Genomic DNA, 20,424 nt, shown 5'->3' with positions numbered 1-20,424 from the left:
GCGTAAGTCTAAAGAGCGCTACCCCCAGCGGCAAGCAGAGGCTTGCCGCTGGAAGCAACCAGGGTCAGATCATGCGCCACAGTTCTTGTGGCATGCCTGCGTAGGCGGCCAGCGGGGGCATGACGAACGACTGGATTACCTGGATCGCCAGGAAGGCGAAGATCGGCGAGATGTCCATGCCGCCCAGGTTGGGCACGATGCGGCGGAACGGTGCCAGCACCGGTTCGCTGATCTGGTAGGCCAGTTCCGCTGCCGGGTTGTGACTGTTGGGGGCAACCCAGGACACGATCACCATGACAATCATCGCCACCCAGAAAATTTTCAGGAACAGCGAGGTGATGCCAATGATCGCCCACATCAGCAGGTGCAGGACGTCACCGAAGGTGCCGTAGGTGACCATCAGCACAAAGCCCATCAGCAGCGCCTGGATGACGATCGCCAGCAACAGCGACGAGGTGTCCAGCCCGCCGATGCTGGGGATGATCCGGCGGATCGGCTTGAGCAGCGGCTGCGTGGCACGCACAGCGAACTGGCACAGCGGGTTATAGAAGTTGGCTTTGACCAGTTGCAGGACAAAACGCAGCAGGACGATCACCAGGTAGAGGCTGACCAGGGTTTGCACCACGAAGATCGCGGCGCCAGACAGTGCATTCATCTAAAGCTCCTTATTTGCCCAGTTGTTCGGCCAGCTCGGCGGAGCGCGTGGCCGCAGCCTGCAGTGCCTGCTCGACGATGGCTTCGAAGCCGCTGGCCTGGAACGACTTGATGGCCGCTTCGGTAGTGCCGGCGGGCGAGGTGACGCGGCGGCGCAGCTCGGCGGCATCGACATCGCTTGCAACCGCCATGCGGGCAGCACCAAGGGCAGTCTGCAAGGTCAGCTGGGAGGCGGTTTCACGTGGCAGGCCGAGTTTTTCGCCCGCTGCCGTCATGGCCTCAATCAGCAGGAAGAAATACGCAGGGCCGCTGCCGGATACAGCGGTCACAGCGTCCAGTTGTTGTTCCTGCTCCAGCCACAGGGCAGTGCCGACGGCCGACAGCAGCTGTTCGGCCTGCTGGCGTTGCGCGTCGGACACTTCAGCGGTGGCGTACAGGCCGCTTACGCCCTGGCGCAGCAGCGCTGGGGTATTGGGCATGCAGCGCACCACCGGGCGAGCGCCCACCCAGCTTTGCAGGCTGGCACAGGTGATGCCGGCGGCGATGGAAACGATCAGCTGGCCATCCTGCAGGTGGGGTTGCAGGGCCTGGCACACGGTTTTCATGACCTGCGGCTTGACCGCCAGCACGATGACGTCAGCGCCGTCGATGGCCTGGGCGTTGTGCTCGAAGGTTTCGATGCCGTGCTCGGCCTGGATACGGGTGCGGGTCTCGACGCCCGGGTCGCTGGCGCGGATCTGCGAGGCGTCCAGGCCCTGGGCACGCAAACCACCGATCAGGCTGGCGGCCATGTTGCCGGCGCCGATAAAGGCAATACGTGTCTTGCTCATGTCAGGTCCTTGTGGGGAAGAGTGAGTAAAGCATGGAGTCAGTGTTGGCCGTAGTCGCGGGCGCCGAACAGGGCGGTACCAATGCGTACCCAGGTCGCACCCTGTGCAATAGCCGCTTCAAGGTCGTGGCTCATGCCCATGGAGAGCGTGTCCAGGCCAAGGCCCAGGCTTTCCTGCAGCTGGCGCAAGCGGGCGAACGCTGCCTCTTGGGCGGCGCGGTCGTCGGTGGGCTCGGGGATTGCCATCAGCCCACGCAAGCGCAGGTTGGGCAGCCCGGCCACTGCCTGGGCCAGGGCCGGAAGGTCAGCGGGGGCGCAGCCAGACTTGCTGTCTTCGCCGCTCACGTTCACTTGCAGGCAGAGGTTCAGTGGCGCCAGGCCGGCAGGGCGCTGCTCGGACAGGCGTTGGGCAATTTTCAGGCGGTCCACGGAATGCACCCAGTCGAAATGCTCGGCGATGGCTTTGGTCTTGTTCGACTGAATGGGGCCGATGAAGTGCCAGATCAAGGGCAGGTCGCTTAGCGCCTGCTGCTTTGTCAGCGCTTCTTGTAGGTAATTTTCCCCGACATCGCGCACGCCAGCGGCGTGGATTTCGCGAATGGCGCTGGCGGGCTTGGTCTTGCTCACGGCCAGCAACTGGACGCTGGCCGGATCGCGCCCGGCAGCCTGGGCAGCGCTGGCAATACGGGCGGAAATAGCGGAAAGGTTGTCTGCTAGGGTGGACATGGACGGATGCCGACGGCTGTAGGGTCTGCGGCATTCTACCTACTTGAAGGCCTTTGGGGAGTCTCATGGATGTGACCGACCTGTTGGCCCGTGCTGTGGATGCAGGGGCTTCGGACCTGCACCTGGCGGCGGGTCAGATCCCGATGCTGCGCCTTGAGGGCGACTTGCAGCGCCTGGACATGCCGGCGTTGGTGCCGGCAGACCTGGCCGACGGCATGGCGGCCTTGCTGGCTGAACGCCAACGGCGGCAATGGGCAGAGGGCGATGAGTTGGACCTGGCGCTGCAGCTGCCCGCCCTGGGCCGTTTTCGGCTGAATCTGTTTCGCCAGTTGAACGGCCCTGCGGTTACCTTCCGGTTGATCCCGGGGCGGATCGCCACGGTCGGTGAACTCGACCTAGGGGATGTGTATCAAGCTGTTGCGCAGTGCACTGATGGCCTGGTCCTGGTAGGTGGGCCTACGGGCAGTGGCAAGTCCAGCACCCTGGCGACCTTGCTCGACCAACTGAACCGCGACCGAGCGCTGCATATCATCACCCTCGAAGACCCCGTCGAAGTTATCCACAGCAGCCAGCGCAGCCTGATCAATCAGCGTGAGATTGGCCGCCATAGCGGCGGGTTCGCCCAGGGGCTGCGCAGTGCGCTGCGCCAGGACCCTGATGTGATCATGATCGGTGAGCTACGGGACCTGGAATCCGTTCGCCTGGCCTTGCGCGCCGCCGAGACCGGGCACCTGGTGCTGGCGACCGTGCATACGCGCTCGGCGGCCAGCAGCATTGACCGATTGGTGGAGGTATTTGCTGCCGAGGAAAAACCGTTGGTGCGGGCAATGCTGGCCGAATCGTTACGCCTCGTGGTGGTGCAGACGCTGGTCCGGCGTGTGGACGGTGGGCGGGTGGCGGCGCGGGAAGTGCTGGTGGCGACGCCGGCGGTGCGCAACCTGGTTCGGGAGGGGCGAATGGCGCAGTTATGTTCGGTGATGCAGGGCGGGGCGTCGCAGGGGATGCGGACGATGGAAGGGGCGATGCGGGGGCTTAAGGAGAGCGGACTGATCAGAGGGTGATAGTGCACGCTCAGGCCTCTTCGCGGGCGTGCCCGCGAAGAGGCCGGGCGCTGTTAGCGCTTGGCCAGGTTCAGCTGCTGCTGTTCCTTCGGCAGCACCCGCTTGGCCACTACGTAGTGCTTCTGCCAGTACGGCTTGCTCAAGTTGTCGATGCTTACCCGCTTGCCACGCCGGGGTGCGTGGATGAAGCGGTCGTTGCCCAGGTAGATGGCAACATGGTTTACGCGGCGGCTCTTGATGTTGAAGAAGATCAGGTCACCAGGCTTCAGGTCACCCTTGGCTACCTTGACGCCGTGGCCCTGGGCCATGGCGTTGGAGGTGCGCGGCAGGTCGACGTCAGCGACATCGTTGAAGGCGTATTTAACCAGCCCGCTGCAGTCAAAGCCTTTTTTCGGGCTGCTGCCACCCCAAACATAAGGGGTGCCGAGCACATTCACCGCACGGCTAAGCACATCGCTGCTCTGCTTCGGCGACATGGCAGCGACAGGCAAGCCGCGGTTGCTGGCGGCATTGCCTGGTCGCGTGCGCAGGGAGGTCTGTTTGACCGGCGCGTGTTTCACCGAGGCATTGGAGGTATAGCCGGTGAAACCATTAGGAAGACGTTGCTCACGATTGGTGGCGTGGGCGGCCAGGGGCAATAATAGGCAGAGGGTCAGCCATGTCTTGATCAAAGGCGGCATAGATGAAGCTCTTATGAATAGTTATGTGTTGGGCGCGCAACTTTATAACAGCTTTTTGATCAATCTTTGATCCGTTGGTCGATTGCCCAGGTGCCGTACGTCGGCCTGCAACGAGAAAGTCACATTTTTTTTTAGAAAATTTTCGGATAACCCACGAGGGCTATGCATGAACAGTTATCAACAGGGGGCGCCCTTTCACGACACCCATAGCAAGACCATCGGTTACCTGCTGTGGATTTTCGGCTTCACCGGGTCGCATCGGTTCTATTACGGCAAGCCGATTACCGGAACCCTCTGGTTCTTTACATTCGGCCTGCTGGGCATCGGTTGGCTGATCGACCTGTTTCTGATCCCGTCCATGGACCGTGAAGCCGATCTGCGGTTCCAGTCTGGTCGCATCGATTACAACATCGCCTGGGTTCTGCTGACCTTCCTTGGGGTGTTCGGCCTGCACCGGCTGTACCAGGGCAAATGGATCACCGCGATCATTTACTTCTTTACTGGCGGCTTGTTCCTGGTGGGGGTGCTGTACGACTTCTGGACATTGAACAGCCAGGTGTCCGAGCGCAACGCCTTGCGTTGAAATGCTTTGCGGGTAATGAAAAAGGCCTTGTCGCACCGAAGCGGCAAGGCCTTTTTTGTTGCTGGGTTACTGCCGGGTCTGCCGTTGTTGCAGCAGCAGGTTGGTGAACCCGGCCCCGGCCAGTTGCTTCTGCGCGCCGGTCAGTTGCTCGCGGTTGCTGAAGGGCCCGACCAGTACGCGGTACCAGGTCTCGTCCTTGACCGTACCCGACTCCACCTTCACCGACTGGCCCAGCAGGATGATCTGCGCGCGGACCTTGTCGGCATCGGCCTGCTTGCGGAACGAGCCGGCCTGCAGGAAATACTGGGTGGTCGCTGCCGGCTTGATCACCGGCGGGGGCGGTGGCGGGGTCTGGCCCAGCAATGCCGCCTGCGCGCGCGCGGTGTCGATCTTCGCAGCTTCTGCCGGCGTTACCGGGGTCACCGGCTGGGCGGGTACCGGTGGTGTCTTCTCGGGCACGGCCTCCGGTGGCACGATCACCTCGGACTCTGGCAGCAGCGTGTAGAAGTCATACTTCGGCTTCACGGGCTGCTGTGGGGTGGCCTGCGCAGGCTTGCTGGCTTCGGCCGCTTTCTCCACCTTCTGTTGCTCGGGCTTGGCGCGCTTGATGTCTTCGCCGCCTGGCTCGAGCTTCATCAGGAACACGATAAACGCGCCGACGGTGAGGCCGACGGCCATCCATACCCAACCAGGGATCGGCTGTTTGGCCGGCGCCGTCTGGCGGCTGGCGCCGCGTTTGGGGGCGGGTTTTTTCTTGGCAGCCAACTTACATGCGCTCCAGGGTTTCCAGGCCGAGCAGTTCCAGACCTTGTTTGAGGGTGCGGCCGGTCAGGGCGGCCAGACGCAGGCGGCTCTGCTGTTGTTCCGGGGTTTCGGCGGCCAGGATCGGGCAGTTCTCGTAGAAGCTGGAGAACAGGCCGGCCAGGTCGTACAGGTAGCTGCACAGCACATGCGGCGTGCCTTTTTCGGCGACGCTGTTGAGGGTTTCGCCAAACTGGGCCAGGCGCGCAGCCAGGTCCTGCTCGTGGGGGGCCTGCAGCACGATCTTGCCGTCGACTTCGTCAAAGCCCTTGCCCAGCTTGCGGAACACGCCGGCTACGCGGGTGTAGGCGTACAGCAGGTATGGAGCGGTGTTGCCTTCGAAGTTGAGCATCAGCTCGAAGTTGAAGCTGTAGTCGCTGGTGCGGTGCTTGGACAGGTCGGCGTACTTCACTGCGCCAATGCCCACCACTTCGCCGATGTGGCGCAGATCTTCGTCGGCCAGGCTCGGGTTCTTTTCCTTGACCAGCGCGTAGGCACGCTCCTTGGCCTCGGTGAGCAGGTCGATCAGCTTGACGGTGCCGCCGTCGCGGGTCTTGAACGGGCGGCCGTCGGCGCCGTTCATGGTGCCGAAGCCCATGTGCTCCATCTGCATCGGGTGGCCGACAAAGCCTGCGCGGCGGGCGACTTCGAACACCTGGTTAAAATGCAGGGCCTGGCGCTGGTCGACAAAGTACAGGGCGCGGTCAGCGTGGAGTACGTTGCTGCGGTAGCGCACGGCGGCCAGGTCGGTGGTGGCGTACAGGTAGCCGCCGTCGGCTTTCTGCACGATCACCGGCAGTGGTTCGCCTTCGCTGTTCTTGAATTCCTCGAGGAACACGCATTGGGCGCCTTGGTCCTCGACCAACAGGCCCTTGGCCTTGAGCTCGGCCACCACGTTGGCCAGGTCGTCGTTGTACGCGCTTTCGCCCATCACGTCGGCCATGGTCAGCTTGACGTTGAGCAGCTCGTAGGTCTTCTGGCAGTGCGACAGCGAAATGTCCTTGAAGCGTGTCCACAGGGCCAGGCACTCGGGGTCGCCGGCCTGCAGCTTGACCACCAGGCCACGGGCGCGATTGGCGAACTCTTCCGATTCGTCGAAGCGTTTCTTCGCCGCCCGGTAGAAGTTTTCCAGGTCTGACAGCTCGTCACTGGTGATCGGGTTTTCCTGCAGGTAGGCCATCAGCATGCCGAACTGGGTACCCCAGTCGCCGACGTGGTTCTGGCGAATGACGTTGTCACCCAAAAATTCCAGCACGCGTGCGACGCTGTCACCGATGATGGTCGAGCGCAGGTGGCCGACGTGCATCTCTTTGGCCAGGTTTGGCGCCGACATGTCGATGACGACCTTTTCGCTCGGGCCGGCCTTGCGCACGCCCAGGTGGTCATCGGCCAGGGCAGCATCCAGGCGGTTGGCCAAGGCGTCGGTGTTCTGGAAGAAGTTGAGGAAGCCGGGGCCAGCGATTTCTACCTTGCTGATGTCGGCGCTGGCCGGCAGGGCGGCGATCAGTTTTTCGGCCAGGTCGCGTGGCTTCATGCCTGCCTGCTTGGCCAGCATCATGGCGATGTTGCTGGCGAAGTCGCCGTGGGTCTTGTCCCGGGCGTTTTCCACCTGGATCGCCGGCGACAGCCCTTCAGGCAGCACACCGTCGGTGACGAGTTGGGTGAGGGCTTGCTGGATCAGCTGGCGAATGGTGTCTTTCATGGGGATCTCTTTTCGACCGCAAGCGCGGTGAGCGCCTGGATGCGCAGGTGGAAAAACTGGGCATTATCCGTTGCCGGGAGCGGGTTGCCAACCTTTGGGGCTGCAAAGCAGCGCCAGACGTCAATACAGGTCGACCGGGTCGACGTCCAGCGACCAACGTACCTGGCGCCCGCTGGGCATCTGCTCCAACACTAGCAACCAGGCGCTGATGAGTCGATGCAAAGGCGCCCGGGTATTGGCCTGTATCAACAGTTGCGCGCGGAAGCGCCCGGCGCGGCGCTCCATGGGCGCCGGCACCGGGCCCAGCAGTTCGATGCCCGGCAGGTGTTGCTCGGCGACCAGGCGCTCGGCGGCGGCGCAGGCTTCGTCGAGAAAGCCTTCGGCCTGCCCCGGCTTGTGCGCTTCGGCGCGTAGCAGGGCCAGGTGGGAGTAGGGCGGCAGCCCGGCGGCGCGGCGTTCGTCCAGGGCCTGTTCGGCAAAGGCGAAGTAGCCCTGCTCGGTAAGCTGCACCAACAGCGGGTGGTCGGCCAGGTGGGTCTGGATGATGACCTTGCCTGGCTCTTCGGCCCGCCCGGCCCTGCCGGCCACCTGCACCATCAGCTGCGCCATGCGCTCACTGGCGCGAAAATCACCCGAGAACAGCCCGCCATCGGCATCGAGGATGGCCACCAGGGTCACCCGGGGGAAATGGTGACCCTTGGCAAGCATCTGCGTACCGACAAGGATGCTCGGCTGGCCCCGCTGAATAGTCGTGAACAGGTTGTGCATGGCGTCTTTGCGCGCTGTGCTGTCGCGGTCCACCCGCAGGATCGGGTAGTCCGGAAACAGCACTTTCAGGCGCTCTTCGGCCCGCTCGGTGCCTGCGCCGACCGGGCGCAGGTCCACGTGGTTGCACTGCGGGCACTGGTGCGGCAGGCGTTCGTCATAGCCGCAGTGGTGGCAGCGCAGCACGCCAGAACGCTGGTGCACGGTCATGCGTGCATCACAGCGCGGGCACTCGGACAGCCAGCCACAATCGTGGCACAGCAAGGTAGGGGCGAAGCCGCGGCGGTTGAGGAACACCAGCACTTGCTGGCCTGCTTCCAGGGTCTGGCGGATGGCTTGTTGCAACGGGCCGCTGATGCCGCTGTCCAGTGGCAGGCTCTTTACATCCAGGCGCAACATGCGCGGCGGGCGGGCTCCGCCAGCGCGCTGGTTCATGCGCAGCAGGCGGTAACGGCCGGTAAGGGCGTTGTGCAGGGTTTCCAGCGACGGCGTGGCAGAGCCGAGCAGGATCGGGATGTTTTCCTGGTGGGCGCGCACCAGTGCCAGGTCGCGGGCGTGGTAGCGCAGCCCTTCCTGCTGTTTATAGGAGCCGTCGTGCTCCTCGTCGATGATGATCAGGCCGGGGTTTTTCATCGGTGTGAACAATGCCGAGCGGGTGCCGATGATGATGTCGGCTTCGCCGTCCCGGGCAGCCAGCCAGGCGTCCAGGCGCTCGCGGTCGTTCACTGCCGAATGCAGCAGGGCGATGCGGGCGTTGAAGCGTTGCTCGAAGCGCGCCAGGGTCTGTGGGCCGAGGTTGATCTCCGGAATCAGCACCAGCGCCTGTTTGCCGGCTTCCAGGGTTTCACGAATCAGCTGCAGGTAGACCTCGGTCTTGCCGCTACCGGTAACGCCCGCCAGCAGGAACGCGCCAAAGCCCCCAAAGCCTTCGCGCACAGCATCAAAGGCGTCGCGTTGCTCCTCGTTGAGCGGCAATTCCGGCTGCGCCAGCCAGTGTTCGTGGCGTAGCCCCGGCAGGTGCCGGCGTACTTCAATTTGTACCAGTTCCTTGGCCAACAGCAGGTCGAGGCTGTCCTTGTTCAGGTTGAGCTTGGCCAGCAGGCTGTGGGCCACGCCGTGTGGGTGCTGGGCCAGGGTCTTGAGCGCGTCGCGCTGGCGTGGCGCGCGGGCGATGCGCGGGTCTTCCAGGCGGGCGCCGGGGGCGACGTGCCAGAAGCGCTCCTGGCGCATCTCGGCGGGCTCGCCCTGGCGCAATAATGTCGGCAGGGCCCAGCTCAGGGTGTCGCCCAGGCTGTGCTGGTAGTACTGGGCGGTCCACAGGCACAGCTTGAACAGCGATGGCGGGATCGGTGATACCGGATCGAGCAGGGCGCTGGCCGGCTTGAGCTTGTCGGCGGGCACCTCGCTTTGCGCGCATACCTCCACCAGCACGCCGATCATTTCGCGGCGGCCGAATGGCACACGAATGCGCATGCCCGGGGTCAAGGCCTGGCGCGCCATGCTCGTGGGTGCCTTGTAGTCGAACAGGCGACGCAGCGGGGAGGGCAGGGCAAGGCGCAGGATGACGTCGGGCACGCGGAAGGTCTCGGAGGGCGTATCAAAGACTGGCGAGCCTAGCAGACGACGGCCGGTGCAAGCGACAACTTGCACTGACGCAGCGCTCTGGTATTATTTGCCGCCTAATTACGTGCGGTATTCAACAATTGGTGTTGGATGGCGGCACGCAGCTCGAGGAAGCGACCATGAAAGAAGGTATCCACCCGAACTATGAAGTAGTTGCAGTCACCTGCAGCTGCGGCAACAAGTTCGAAAGCCGTTCGACCCTGGGCAACACCCTGTCGATCGACGTTTGCAACCTGTGCCACCCGTTCTACACCGGTAAGCAGAAAGTCCTGGACACCGGTGGTCGCGTACAGAAGTTCGCCGATCGCTTCGGCATGTTCGGTGCCAAGAAGTAATCATGCGCATGGCGAACCCCTCGGGTTTCGCATTGCTGCACAAAAAAGCGTCCCTTGTGGGCGCTTTTTTTATGGGCGTCATCTGGCATTTCCCGGCCCTGGCGTTCTGCCCACTGCCGCAGCAGGCGCAGCAAGTGGTTGTGCGCCAGGTAGTGGATGGCGATACCTTGCGCCTGGTTGATGGCCGCAGCGTGCGGCTGATCGGCATCAATGCTCCGGAAATTGGCCGCAAAGGGCGCACCAGCGAGCCCTATGCCGAGGCTGCCAGGCGGCGCCTCCAAGCATTGGTCAACGCCAGTGACGGGCGCATCGGGCTGGTACCGGGCGTTGAGGAAAAAGACAAGTATGGCCGCACACTGGCGCATATCTACGGCATCAGTGGGGACAATATTGAAGCACGGTTGCTCAGCGAGGGTTTGGGCTACCGGGTGGCAGTTGCCCCCAATGTAAGCCTCAGCGGCTGCCAGCAGGTTGCCGAGCAAGCAGCGCGCAAGGCCGGCAATGGTGTGTGGCGGCGCTCGCCTGTGGTGGCTGCAGCCGATGTCAGGCAGTCGGGTTTCGCGGTGGTCAGTGGCCGCATCAAGGGTGTCGAGCGCAACCGTGGCGGGGTCTGGTTGACCCTGGACGAGGCTGTTGTGCTACAGGTTCCCACTCGTCTGCAACGCAACTTCCCCGCCAGCTTCTTCGATAATCTCAAGGGACGCCAGGTCGAAGCGCGTGGCTGGGTGCTGGATCGTTCCCGCAAGGGCGGCCTCAAGCCTGGGCAGCGACGCTGGGTATTGCCATTGACCGATCCGAGCATGTTGGAGCGTTTTTCAGGCTAAAAGATGTAGACATTTCGCTATTGGATTGTACACACTGTGAGCCGTATGCCCCCGTGGGTTATAGCGTAAAGTCGTAGGCTAAAGGCCTTGACACAAGTGACCGACCAGTCTTGTGACTCCCCGGCTCTTTGCGTATCCTCGGCGGTCCGTCAGAACAGTAAATAGCGGAATGCCCACCATGTCAGACCTGAAAACCGCCGCTCTCGAATATCACGCTCACCCTCGTCCGGGGAAACTGAGCGTCGAACTCTCCAAGCCCACTGCCACCGCCCGTGATCTCGCCCTGGCCTACAGCCCAGGTGTTGCTGAGCCCGTGCGTGAGATTGGCCGTGATCCAGAGCTGGCTTACAAATACACCGGTAAAGGTAACCTGGTTGCGGTGATTTCCGATGGCACCGCCATCCTCGGTCTGGGTGACCTCGGCCCACTGGCTTCCAAGCCGGTCATGGAAGGCAAGGGTGTTCTGTTCAAGCGTTTCGCGGGTATTGACGTGTTCGACATCGAAGTCGAATCGGAAAGCCCACAAGCGTTCATCGACACTGTCCGCCGCATCTCGATCACCTTCGGTGGCATCAACCTTGAAGACATCAAGGCGCCAGAGTGCTTCGAAATCGAGCGCACCCTGATTGAACAGTGCGACATCCCGGTGTTCCACGATGACCAGCACGGTACCGCCATCGTTACCGCGGCCGGCATGATCAACGCCCTGGAAATCGCCGGCAAAAAGCTCGAAGACGCCAAGATCGTCTGCCTGGGTGCCGGTGCTGCCGCCATCTCCTGCATGAAGCTGCTGGTGAGCATGGGTGGCAAGGTCGAAAACATCTTCATGATCGACCGCAGCGGTGTCATCCACGCTGGCCGTGACGACCTGAACCAGTACAAGGCACAGTTCGCTCACGCAACCGACAAGCGCACCCTGGCTGACGCACTCGACGGTGCGGACGTGTTCGTAGGCCTGTCCGGCCCGAACCTGCTCAGCCCGGAAGGCCTGAAGTCGATGGCTGCCAACCCGATCGTGTTCGCCTGCTCGAACCCGGACCCGGAAATTTCGCCAGAGCTGGCGCACGCCACTCGCAGCGACGTGATCATGGCTACCGGTCGTTCCGACTACCCGAACCAGGTCAACAACGTACTGGGCTTCCCGTTCATCTTCCGTGGTGCTCTGGACGTTCGTGCCAAGCGTATCAACGAAGAAATGAAGATCGCCGCCGCCATCGCCCTGAAAGACCTGGCCAAGCTGCCAGTGCCGAAGGAAGTGTGCGAAGCCTACGGTGTCGAAGGCCTGGAGTTCGGTCGTGAGTACATCATTCCGAAGCCGCTGGACGCACGCCTGATCACTGTCGTTTCCGACGCTGTTGCCAAGGCCGCTATCGAATCCGGTGTGGCTACCCTGCCGTATCCGAAGCACTACCCGCTCACCAGCGTGGATGACGTGTTCAAGGGCTGATTACCCCTGTCGCGACAAAAAAGCCCCGGCTCGCATGAGCCGGGGCTTTTTGTTGGGGCGTTGGAATGCGTCAGGGCTGCCAGGTGTTCGTCAGGGTACTTGTGGCGCCTATGAGACCGAGCGCCGCCCGCGCGGCGCATCGCGACGCAAGGCCGCTCCCACATTTGTTGCAACGTGGCCATGTCTGTGAGGCCATGGTTGTCAGCCTTGCTGGCATGACTGGATTTGGAGGTGGGCATTGATGCCGCCCTGCCTGTCTCAAGGCATGCACCCAGGCGGGCAACCATGGCTTGGCAGGTTCGGCACGTTGCAACAGATGTGGGAGCGGCCTTGCGTCGCGATGCGCCGCGCGGGCGGCGCTCGATTCACGCGCCCACGCAAAACCTGAGTCAGGCGCCCTGCCTTAAAACAGGTCCATCGGCGCCGCTTCATCGGCCGGCAGCGGGCTGCCCGGTGCTGCGCCATTGCCCAGTTCGTCCACCGAGGGTGGCGAATCTTCGGCCTTGAACAGCTCGAAGAAGGCATTCGGCGTGCTCGGGGAGGCAGCACGGCCGCTGACCGGGTCGACGCGCAAGCTGAGGATGCCTTCAGGTTCTGCTGGCGCATGCGCCGGCTTGTCCTTGAGTGCCGCGCCCATGAAGCTCATCCAGATCGGCAGCGCCGCCGTGCCACCGTACTCGCGGCGGCCGAGGGTTTCCGGCTGATCGAAACCGACCCATACCGTGGTCACATAATCGGCGTTGTAGCCGGAGAACCAGGCATCTTTGGACTCGTTGGTAGTGCCCGTCTTGCCTGCCAGGTCGGTGCGGCCCAGGGCCAGCGCCCGGCGCCCGGTACCGCGTTTGATCACGTCTTGCAGCATGCTGGTGAGGATATAGGTGGTGCGCCCGTCGATGATCTGTTCGGCCACAGCCGGCGCTTGCGGTGCAGCGGCCACCTGGTTGAAGGCAGAAGGTGCCTCACCTGGCATGGCCGCGGTGCTGATCGGCTGCTCGGGAGCCGCCAGGCCAGCCTGATCCTGGGCCCCTTCGGGGACGCGGGCCGGGTTGGCGGTGAACAGTGTTTCGCCGCTGCGGCTTTCGATGCGCTCGATCAGGTATGGGCTGATCTTGTAGCCGCCGTTGGCGAAGGTGCTCCAGCCTGTGGCGATTTCCATCGGGGTCAGGGTGGCGGTGCCCAAGGCCAGCGACAGGTTGCGCGGCAGGTCCTGCTTGTTGAAACCGAACTTGGCGATGTAGTCGATGGTGCGGTCTACACCCATGGCCTGCAGCAGGCGAATCGACACCAGGTTGCGCGACTTGTACAGGGCTTCGCGCATGCGGATCGGGCCGAGGAAGGTGTTGGTGTCGTTCTTCGGTCGCCATACTTTGTCCACGGATTCGTCGACGAACACGATCGGCGCATCGTTGACCAGAGTGGATGCGGTGTAGCCGCTGTCCAGTGCGGCGCTGTAGATGAACGGCTTGAAGCTCGAACCCGGCTGACGCTTGGCCTGCATGGCGCGGTTGTAGTTGCTCTGCTCGAACGAGAAGCCGCCAACCAGTGCACGAATGGCACCGTTGTAAGGGTCGAGGGTGACCAGCGCACTTTGCGCGCCAGGCACCTGGCTGAACTTGAGCTTGCCGTCTTCCAGGCGCTGCAGGCGTACCAGGTCACCGACCTGTGCCACGTCGGCCGGCGATTGTGGTGCGCGGCCCTGGGCGTTGCTGTTGATGAACGGGCGCGCCCACTTCATGGTGTCCCAGGCCACTTCGGCTTGCTGGCCGTCCCGGGTCAGTACCTGGAGGCCGGTTTTATCGACATGGGTAACGATGGCCGGTTCCAGGCCACCCAAGGTGCGCTGCTTGCCCAGTTCCTGTAGCCAGGCTGCCTGGGTACGCCCCGGAAAGCGTGCTTCGGGGCCACGGTAGCCGTGGCGCTCATCGTAGTCGGACAGGCCTTTGAGGATGGCCCTATTGGCCATTTCCTGCATGTCGCTGGGCACCGTGGTGGTAACGCGGAAACCTTCGGTGTAGGCCTCGCTGCCGTAGCGCCCGACCATTTCGGCGCGGGCCATTTCGGCGATGTAAGGCGCATTCACCTCAGGCGTCGGCACGTGGTAGCTGGCATTGAGCGGCTCAGCCAGGGCCGCCTGGTAGCTGGCCTGGTCGATCTTGCCCAGCTTGTACATGCGGCCGAGGATCCAGTCGCGGCGCTCCTTGGCGCGCACCGGGTTGGCCAGCGGGTTGAAGCGTGACGGTGCCTTGGGCAGGCCGGCGATCATCGCCATCTGCGCCAGGCTCACGTCGCGGATCGATTTGCCGTAGTACACCTGCGCGGCGGCGTCGATGCCGTAGGCGCGGTTGCCCAGGTAGATCTTGTTCACGTAAAGCTCAAGGATTTCGTCCTTGGTCAGCTCACGTTCGATCTGCAGTGCCAACAGGATTTCGTTGGTCTTGCGCGAGAAGCTGCGTTCGCTGGTGAGGAAGAAGTTTTTCGCCACCTGCATGGTGATGGTGCTGCCGCCGGTCTGGATATGCCCGGTTTTCACCAGCTGGGTCGCCGCGCGCATCAGGCTGCTGGGGTCGACACCATAGTGATTGAGGAAATTGTCGTCCTCGGCTGACAGAAGCGCCTGAATGAACTGTGGCGGAATTTCTGCGAAGCGGATCGGCGAACGACGCATTTCGCCGAACTCGGCAATCAGCTTGCCGTCGCTGCTGTACACCCTGAGGGGGATCTGCAACTGGATGCTTCTGAGGGACTCGACCGAGGGCAGGCTGGGGCTAAGATACAGAAACGCACCGCTCACACCGAGTACGAGCGCGCAAATGACGGCGACGGAAGACCACCAGAAGAACTTCAGCAGGCGTATCAAGGCTTTTCGGTGTCCAGGTTGGGAGTGAGTTGCACGCAGGTCCGGCGGACCAGAAAACGCTGGGCATTATAAGCATTTTTTCGCCCCTCCGGGTTACCGGCCAGGCTGTCCGTCGCCTCGATGGGCAGGCCGGGCCTGGTGTTGACGCGGGGTTGCGACAGACCGCTGCACCACGCAGCAAGGAAGCCGCGATGCTAGGACGCTTCGGCAAGGATGCCAGTTCAATCGTGGGGGTGGAAATCGCCCCTGACGCTGTTCGTGTTGTGCAACTGCAGCGGCGCAGTCGGCGCTACAGGGTACTTGCATCGGCACAAGAACCATTTGAATCCGCAGCTGGCAAGGATTGGGTCGCAGAGCCCGATGCCGTGGTGGCTGCCTTGCGCCGTGCCTACCTGCGTAGCGGCCTCAGGCAGCACCGGATAGCGTTGGCGTTACCGGCCAGCCAGGTGATCTGCAAGCGGTGCCATGTGCCGATGGAGCAGGTCGGGGCTGAACTGGAGACGCAATTGCTGGCCGATGCCGAGCGGCTGTTTCCATTTCCATTGGAGGACCTGGCCTTGGACTTTCAGGTCTTGGGGGCATCCGGAACGCAACCGGGGTGCGCCGAACTGATGGTGGCCGCGTGTCGGCAAAGTGCCTTGGCGTCACTGGATGCCATCGTCGAGGCGGCCGGGTTGCAACTGGAGGCCATCGAGGTCGACAACATTGCCTTGTGCCGCATGTTGCCCGTGGGCTGCCTTGAAGGTTCGGCGCTGCTGCGGGTCGAAGCGCACAGCGCAGTGCTTTATGACTGGCAGCCTGGCCGGCCTTACCAGCGTCGTGAACTAAACATGCAGGGGCTGAAGGGCATGGCGCAGTTGCCGGAGCACCTGCACGCGCTGCTTGCCGATGCGCAGTTGCCGGCGGGCCTGTGGATTACCAGTGGCTCATCGGTGGAGCCTGGGGTGTTGCAAAACCTTGGCCGCCAGCTGAATACGCCGTGCAGGCACTTGCCTGGCCTGAAAGGGTTGGAGCACGTTGACGGCACGATGGTCCTGGCGTGCGCCCTGGCACTTGGAGGGTTGCACCCATGATACGGCTTAACCTGCTGCCTTGGCGGGAACGGCAGCGCGAGGCGGCGCTCAGGCGCTTTCGCACCCAGCTGGTTGCCGGCGCACTGCTAGCGCTGTGTGCCGTGACCCTGGTCGACCAGTTGGCCCGACAGCGCGGTCAGCAGCAGGCGCTGGTCAATGCCCAGCACCAGGCCGCCCTTGAGGTGCTGGCCGAGCAACTGCAGCCGCTGGCAGATGTGCGTGCGCAGCATGATGCACTCAATGCCCGTGCAGCTGCACTCGAAAGCTTGCGCGCCCAGCAGGGGGTGCTGGGTAATGTGTTCGCTGAGATCGAAGGGGCGCTGCCGGTCGGGGTCCAGCTACTCGAACTCAGCTTTGAAAACGGCCATCTGCAGGTGACTGGGCTGGCTGCCTCTGGCGCCTTGGTTGCGCAGTTCATGCGCGATCTGGAGCGATCGGGTGTGCTGCTCGATCTGACGCTCAAGCGTGTCAGGAGCATGCCGGCTGGCGATGAGTTTCTGCTGGCTACGCGTGTTGCGGCGTTCTGGTCGTGAAAGCAGCGCAGGTCTTTGCCTGGTGGGCGGTTGCCGAACGTTCCAGAAGCATCAGGCTCATCGCCCCAGTGCTGGTGGCCGGGATGGTGTTCGGCCTGGGTTGCGCGCTTCGCCTGCCGGCAGGGTTGCAGCAGCAGGCACAGGAAGCGGCCCGGCAGGCCACATTGAACGAGCAGCAAGCAGCCAGTGCGGCAAAGCTGGAGGAGCTGCAGCGATTGCGGGCGTCTCTGGCTTTTGCCGAACGGCGGTTGCTGGAGGCTCACTGGCACCTGGCCGCCGGGGAAGGCATGAGTGAGCTGGTTGACCGCCTGGCGGCTTCGGGGCATGCACATGGCTTGCTGGTTGAGCGGTTCGACGTGCAGGAAGTCGAGCAACAGGCAGGCTATTGGAAAGTGCCGTTGCAGGTGCAGGTGGTGGGCCGGTACATGGATTTGCGCCAGTGGCTGGGTGACTGGCTGGGCCAGGCACGCCTGCTGCGCAGCGGTGACATGAAACTGGCCGCCGTCGCGGGGCAGCCCGGGCTTTTGCGTCTGCAACTGCAGGTAGATGCGTTTCAGGCCTCAGCGCCCGTACCGACACCTGAGGTGCTTGCGCTTATGCCGGCCAAGGCCGCCACGCCAGTGCCTGGGGTCGATCCCTTCGCCCCTGGGGCGATACGAGTGGCCGGTTCCGGTCTGGGCAGCGTGCCACTGGCACAGCTGGAAATGGTCGGCAGCCTGTCGCGAGGGGCGGCCCATGAGGCGCTGCTGATGGCGGCTGGCAGGCTCTACCGCGTGCGGGCGGGTGAGCGCTTGGGGCGTAACCACGGAGTGGTGGCGCGGGTCGATCAAGGTCAGGTCGAAGTGCGAGAACGGTTATTCATGGCGGGGGTGTGGCATGAGCGTACGGCGTTCATCACCCTGGCAAAGCGCCCGGGCAAGGAGGCCCCGAACCAGAATGAAGAACGTGATGAAATGGGTGTTGGCGGCCCTGCTGCCGATCCCGCTGGTGTGGGCGACGCCGTATCAGGGTGAGCCACTGTCTTTGAATTTCCAGGATGTAGAGGTTCGCTCGGTGCTGCAGGTGCTGGCCGATTACGCGGGCATCAATCTGGTTGCCAGCGATGACGTGCAGGGCAACGTGACCTTGCGTTTGCAGGACGTGCCCTGGGATCAGGCGCTTGACCTGGTGCTGCGCAGCAAGGGCCTGGCACAGCGGCACGAAGGCAATGTGTTGCTGGTGGCCCCTGCGGCAGCGTTTGCCCCGCAGCCGTTCGATGCCCATCCGGTGCCGGATGCGCAGATGCAGCCGTTACGCCGTGAACTGATACCGATCCATCATGCCAAGGCGGCGGAGCTGGTTGAGTTGTTGCTGACCAGCCTGGCGGATGACAGCACCTTCACCGTTCGTGGCAGCCTGGGTGTCGATGAGCGCACCAATACCCTGGTGGCGCATCAGCCGGCCGATCGCCTGGCCGAATTGCGGCAACTGGTTACGCAGCTGGACGTGCCGGTGCGCCAGGTGGCGATCGAGGCGCGTATCGTCGAGGCCAACGTCGACTACGAGAAAAGCCTGGGGGTGCGCTGGGGCGGGCCGCTGTACGGGGAAAGCCTGCGCCCGGGCAAGGAACTGTTCGTCGACCTCGGCGTGGAGCGGGCGGGCAGCAGCGTCGGCCTGGGCCTGCTGCGCGGTGACGTGTTGCTCGACCTGGAACTCAGCGCCATGGAAAAAAGCGGCAACGGCGAGATCATCTCGCAGCCCAAGGTGGTCACGGCCGACAAGGAAACGGCCAGGATCCTCAAGGGCACCGAGGTGCCCTACCAGGAAACCAGCCAGAGTGGCGCCACCTCGGTCGCCTTCCGCGAAGCCTCGCTTTCGCTGGAGGTGACCCCGCAGATTACACCTGACAACAAGGTAATCATGGCTGTCAGGGTGACCAAGGACGAGCCTGATTACGTCAATGCCGTGAACAACGTACCGCCGATCCGCAAGAACGAGGTCAATGCCAAGGTTCGTGTGGCTGACGGCGAAACGATCGTGATCGGTGGCGTGTACTCGACTTCGCAAAACAATGTGGTCGACAAGGTGCCATTTTTTGGCGATCTGCCGTATGTTGGGCGGCTGTTTCGACGCGATGTATTACAAGAGAAAAAATCCGAGCTGCTGGTCTTCCTGACTCCGCGTATCATGAGTGACCAGGCGATTGCTGTGAGTCGTTGATTCTGTGCGAAATTTGATACTTGTGGGACCCATGGGCGCTGGTAAAAGCACCATTGGACGCCTATTGGCCAAAGAGCTGCGCCTGCTGTTCAAGGATTCCGACAAGGAAATCGAACTGCGATGCGGCGCCAACATCCCGTGGATTTTCGACAAGGAAGGCGAGCCAGGTTTCCGTGAGCGCGAGCAGGCGATGATCGCCGAACTGTGCGCACTCGACGGCGTGGTTCTGGCGACCGGCGGTGGCGCGGTGATGCGCGAAGCCAACCGCCAGGCATTGCGCCGGGGTGGTCGGGTTATCTACCTGCATGCTTCGGTGGAGCAGCAGGTTGGCCGTACCGCGCGTGATCGCAATCGCCCGCTCCTGCGCACCGCCAACCCCGAGGCCACCCTGCGCGCCCTGCTGGAAGCCCGCGACCCGCTCTACCGCGAGATCGCCGACGTGGTGGTGGAAACCGACGAGCGGCCGCCCCGCATGGTGGTGATCGATATTCTCGAGCGCTTGCAGCAGTTGCCGCCCCGTTAGCCCGGGTCTATTCTCGGCCACCAGCGCCGAGGCGAGGTTCAACGTTAGCGCGTGGTTGCCCGAACGGCGCCGCGCCCAAGTACATTGTGGGGATACATGCAGACACTTAAGGTCGACCTGGGCGAGCGCAGCTACCCGATCTACATTGGCGAAGGCCTGCTGGGCCAGCCCGAGCTGCTGGCGCCGCACATTGCCGGCCGGCAAGTCGCCATCGTTTCCAACGAGACCGTCGCACCCCTGTATCTCGAACGCCTGAGCAACACCCTCGGCGCCTACTCGGTGCTGTCGGTGATATTGCCCGATGGCGAAGCCCACAAGAACTGGGAAACCCTGCAACTGATCTTCGATGGCCTGCTGACAGCTCGCCATGATCGTCGCACAACCGTGGTTGCCCTGGGCGGCGGCGTGATCGGTGACATGGCCGGCTTCGCTGCCGCCTGCTACCAGCGCGGTGTCGACTTCATCCAGGTGCCGACCACCCTGCTTTCCCAGGTTGACTCTTCGGTGGGCGGCAAGACCGGTATCAACCACCCGTTGGGCAAGAACATGGTCGGTGCCTTCTATCAGCCCAATGCGGTGCTGATCGATACAACCAGCCTTAAAACCCTGCCAGCGCGCGAACTGTCGGCCGGCCTGGCGGAAGTGATCAAGTACGGTCTGATCTGCGACAAGCCGTTTCTCGCCTGGCTCGAAGATAATATGCAAGCCCTGCGCGCCCTCGACTCGGCAGCCCTGACCGAGGCCATCCGCCGCTCGTGCGCGGCCAAGGCCGCAGTGGTGGGTGCCGATGAGCGTGAGTCCGGCGTGCGGGCCACGCTGAACCTGGGGCATACCTTCGGGCATGCCATCGAGACCCATATGGGCTACGGCGTCTGGCTGCACGGCGAAGCCGTGGCGGCGGGCACGGTGATGGCCCTGGAAATGTCCATGCGCCTTGGCTGGATCGACCAGGCCGAGCGTGATCGCGGGATCCGCCTGTTGCAGGACGCAGGTTTGCCGGTGGTGCCACCACAGGAAATGACCCCGGCGCATTTCATGGAGCACATGGCGGTCGACAAGAAAGTGATCGACGGACGCTTGCGTCTGGTGCTGTTGCGCCAGATGGGCGAGGCCGTTGTGACCGACGACTATCCGAAAGAGATTCTTCAGGCCACGCTGTCGGCGGATTACCGCGCGATCGTGGCCCAGCTTTGAGGTTGTGACAGCGCA

19 protein-coding genes are annotated in these 20,424 nt (G+C 63.2%); 11 read left to right on the top strand and 8 right to left on the bottom strand.

From position 1 onward, the window contains the following. Positions 1 to 64 precede the first annotated feature (64 nt). The 3 genes from CKW35_RS13905 to CKW35_RS13895 are packed head-to-tail and all read right to left on the bottom strand — an operon-like array spanning position 65 to position 2,209. A complete protein-coding gene (locus tag CKW35_RS13905; RefSeq protein WP_016489639.1) occupies positions 65 to 655 on the bottom strand; it encodes a YggT family protein in 591 nt (196 codons plus the stop codon). A gap of 10 nt (positions 656 to 665) precedes the next feature. Further along, positions 666 to 1,484 carry a pyrroline-5-carboxylate reductase gene (gene proC, locus CKW35_RS13900; protein ID WP_016489638.1) on the bottom strand — a complete coding sequence of 273 codons (819 nt, stop codon included), beginning with the start codon at positions 1,482 to 1,484 and terminating at the stop codon, positions 666 to 668. Positions 1,485 to 1,522: 38 nt separating this feature from the next. Continuing rightward, entirely contained in the window at positions 1,523 to 2,209 is a 687-nt protein-coding gene (locus tag CKW35_RS13895; protein ID WP_016489637.1) for a YggS family pyridoxal phosphate-dependent enzyme, read from the bottom strand. Between the two features lie 65 nt (positions 2,210 to 2,274). On the opposite strand from CKW35_RS13895, the gene CKW35_RS13890 reads away from it, so the two are divergent. Further along, entirely contained in the window at positions 2,275 to 3,270 is a 996-nt protein-coding gene (locus CKW35_RS13890; protein ID WP_016489636.1) for a type IV pilus twitching motility protein PilT, read from the top strand. Between the two features lie 53 nt (positions 3,271 to 3,323). Here the strand turns inward: CKW35_RS13890 and CKW35_RS13885 are convergent, their stop codons facing one another. Beyond that, positions 3,324 to 3,950 carry a C40 family peptidase gene (locus tag CKW35_RS13885; RefSeq protein WP_016489635.1) on the bottom strand — a complete coding sequence of 209 codons (627 nt, stop codon included), beginning with the start codon at positions 3,948 to 3,950 and terminating at the stop codon, positions 3,324 to 3,326. Positions 3,951 to 4,116: 166 nt separating this feature from the next. Here CKW35_RS13885 and CKW35_RS13880 point away from each other — a divergent pair, with 166 nt between their 5' ends. Then, on the top strand, positions 4,117 to 4,533 hold the full coding sequence (locus CKW35_RS13880) for a TM2 domain-containing protein (protein WP_016489634.1): 417 nt from the start codon (positions 4,117 to 4,119) through the stop codon (positions 4,531 to 4,533). A gap of 66 nt (positions 4,534 to 4,599) precedes the next feature. Here the strand turns inward: CKW35_RS13880 and CKW35_RS13875 are convergent, their stop codons facing one another. The 3 genes from CKW35_RS13875 to CKW35_RS13865 all read right to left on the bottom strand — a co-directional run bounded on the left by CKW35_RS13875 (position 4,600) and on the right by CKW35_RS13865 (position 9,376). Beyond that, positions 4,600 to 5,298, bottom strand: coding sequence for an SPOR domain-containing protein (locus CKW35_RS13875; protein WP_016489633.1), 699 nt, complete (start codon positions 5,296 to 5,298; stop codon positions 4,600 to 4,602). Between the two features lies 1 nt (position 5,299). Next, entirely contained in the window at positions 5,300 to 7,036 is a 1,737-nt protein-coding gene (argS, locus tag CKW35_RS13870; RefSeq protein ID WP_016489632.1) for an arginine--tRNA ligase, read from the bottom strand. A 120-nt stretch (positions 7,037 to 7,156) separates the two neighbouring features. Next, the gene (locus CKW35_RS13865; RefSeq protein ID WP_095116163.1) at positions 7,157 to 9,376 is read right to left on the bottom strand and encodes a primosomal protein N'; all 2,220 of its coding nucleotides are present in this window, start codon (positions 9,374 to 9,376) and stop codon (positions 7,157 to 7,159) included. 167 nt (positions 9,377 to 9,543) lie between these two features. On the opposite strand from CKW35_RS13865, the gene rpmE reads away from it, so the two are divergent. The 3 genes from rpmE (at position 9,544) to CKW35_RS13850 (ending at position 12,030) form a co-directional block, all read left to right on the top strand. Continuing rightward, positions 9,544 to 9,759, top strand: coding sequence for a 50S ribosomal protein L31 (rpmE, locus tag CKW35_RS13860; protein ID WP_016489630.1), 216 nt, complete (start codon positions 9,544 to 9,546; stop codon positions 9,757 to 9,759). Between the two features lie 2 nt (positions 9,760 to 9,761). After that, positions 9,762 to 10,583 (top strand): thermonuclease family protein, encoded by an 822-nt coding sequence (locus tag CKW35_RS13855; protein ID WP_095116161.1) that lies wholly within the window; start codon positions 9,762 to 9,764, stop codon positions 10,581 to 10,583. Positions 10,584 to 10,761: 178 nt separating this feature from the next. After that, the gene (locus tag CKW35_RS13850) at positions 10,762 to 12,030 is read left to right on the top strand and encodes a malic enzyme-like NAD(P)-binding protein (protein ID WP_024717569.1); all 1,269 of its coding nucleotides are present in this window, start codon (positions 10,762 to 10,764) and stop codon (positions 12,028 to 12,030) included. 403 nt (positions 12,031 to 12,433) lie between these two features. Here CKW35_RS13850 and CKW35_RS13845 read toward each other — a convergent pair whose 3' ends face one another. Then, positions 12,434 to 14,884 (bottom strand): penicillin-binding protein 1A, encoded by a 2,451-nt coding sequence (locus CKW35_RS13845; RefSeq protein WP_371855226.1) that lies wholly within the window; start codon positions 14,882 to 14,884, stop codon positions 12,434 to 12,436. Positions 14,885 to 15,078: 194 nt separating this feature from the next. Between CKW35_RS13845 and pilM the strand changes: the two genes are divergently transcribed. From pilM to aroB, 6 genes are all read left to right on the top strand, one after another. Further along, on the top strand, positions 15,079 to 15,960 hold the full coding sequence (gene pilM / locus CKW35_RS13840) for a type IV pilus biogenesis protein PilM (RefSeq protein WP_023048611.1): 882 nt from the start codon (positions 15,079 to 15,081) through the stop codon (positions 15,958 to 15,960). Next, the gene (locus tag CKW35_RS13835; protein WP_095116157.1) at positions 15,957 to 16,493 is read left to right on the top strand and encodes a PilN domain-containing protein; all 537 of its coding nucleotides are present in this window, start codon (positions 15,957 to 15,959) and stop codon (positions 16,491 to 16,493) included. The genes pilM and CKW35_RS13835 overlap by 4 nt, the downstream gene beginning before the upstream one ends. Beyond that, a complete protein-coding gene (locus tag CKW35_RS13830; protein WP_095116155.1) occupies positions 16,490 to 17,506 on the top strand; it encodes a pilus assembly protein PilP in 1,017 nt (338 codons plus the stop codon). Before CKW35_RS13835 ends, CKW35_RS13830 begins: the two co-directional genes overlap by 4 nt. Continuing rightward, on the top strand, positions 17,430 to 18,692 hold the full coding sequence (locus tag CKW35_RS13825; protein WP_016489623.1) for a type IV pilus secretin PilQ: 1,263 nt from the start codon (positions 17,430 to 17,432) through the stop codon (positions 18,690 to 18,692). The genes CKW35_RS13830 and CKW35_RS13825 overlap by 77 nt, the downstream gene beginning before the upstream one ends. A gap of 4 nt (positions 18,693 to 18,696) precedes the next feature. Next, positions 18,697 to 19,215: a shikimate kinase AroK gene (gene aroK, locus CKW35_RS13820; protein WP_024717571.1), complete on the top strand. Its 519-nt coding sequence runs from the start codon at positions 18,697 to 18,699 to the stop codon at positions 19,213 to 19,215. A gap of 96 nt (positions 19,216 to 19,311) precedes the next feature. Beyond that, positions 19,312 to 20,409: a 3-dehydroquinate synthase gene (aroB, locus tag CKW35_RS13815; protein WP_024717572.1), complete on the top strand. Its 1,098-nt coding sequence runs from the start codon at positions 19,312 to 19,314 to the stop codon at positions 20,407 to 20,409. The last annotated feature ends 15 nt before the right edge of the window (positions 20,410 to 20,424 follow it).

Source organism: Pseudomonas sp. Irchel 3F3 (genome assembly GCF_900187545.1).
Lineage (GTDB): Bacteria > Pseudomonadota > Gammaproteobacteria > Pseudomonadales > Pseudomonadaceae > Aquipseudomonas > Aquipseudomonas fortuita.
This window is presented reverse-complemented; position numbering and strand designations above follow the sequence as displayed.

Coding starts and splice junctions, on each gene's coding strand:
- CKW35_RS13825 (WP_016489623.1), top strand. CDS start 17,430: ATGAAGAACGTGATGAAATGGGTGTTGGCGGCCCTGCTGCCGATCCCG.
- CKW35_RS13885 (WP_016489635.1), bottom strand. CDS start 3,950: ATGCCGCCTTTGATCAAGACATGGCTGACCCTCTGCCTATTATTGCCC.
- aroB (WP_024717572.1), top strand. CDS start 19,312: ATGCAGACACTTAAGGTCGACCTGGGCGAGCGCAGCTACCCGATCTAC.
- rpmE (WP_016489630.1), top strand. CDS start 9,544: ATGAAAGAAGGTATCCACCCGAACTATGAAGTAGTTGCAGTCACCTGC.
- proC (WP_016489638.1), bottom strand. CDS start 1,484: ATGAGCAAGACACGTATTGCCTTTATCGGCGCCGGCAACATGGCCGCC.
- CKW35_RS13905 (WP_016489639.1), bottom strand. CDS start 655: ATGAATGCACTGTCTGGCGCCGCGATCTTCGTGGTGCAAACCCTGGTC.
- CKW35_RS13890 (WP_016489636.1), top strand. CDS start 2,275: ATGGATGTGACCGACCTGTTGGCCCGTGCTGTGGATGCAGGGGCTTCG.
- argS (WP_016489632.1), bottom strand. CDS start 7,036: ATGAAAGACACCATTCGCCAGCTGATCCAGCAAGCCCTCACCCAACTC.
- CKW35_RS13855 (WP_095116161.1), top strand. CDS start 9,762: ATGCGCATGGCGAACCCCTCGGGTTTCGCATTGCTGCACAAAAAAGCG.
- CKW35_RS13835 (WP_095116157.1), top strand. CDS start 15,957: ATGATACGGCTTAACCTGCTGCCTTGGCGGGAACGGCAGCGCGAGGCG.
- CKW35_RS13895 (WP_016489637.1), bottom strand. CDS start 2,209: ATGTCCACCCTAGCAGACAACCTTTCCGCTATTTCCGCCCGTATTGCC.
- CKW35_RS13880 (WP_016489634.1), top strand. CDS start 4,117: ATGAACAGTTATCAACAGGGGGCGCCCTTTCACGACACCCATAGCAAG.
- pilM (WP_023048611.1), top strand. CDS start 15,079: ATGCTAGGACGCTTCGGCAAGGATGCCAGTTCAATCGTGGGGGTGGAA.
- CKW35_RS13850 (WP_024717569.1), top strand. CDS start 10,762: ATGTCAGACCTGAAAACCGCCGCTCTCGAATATCACGCTCACCCTCGT.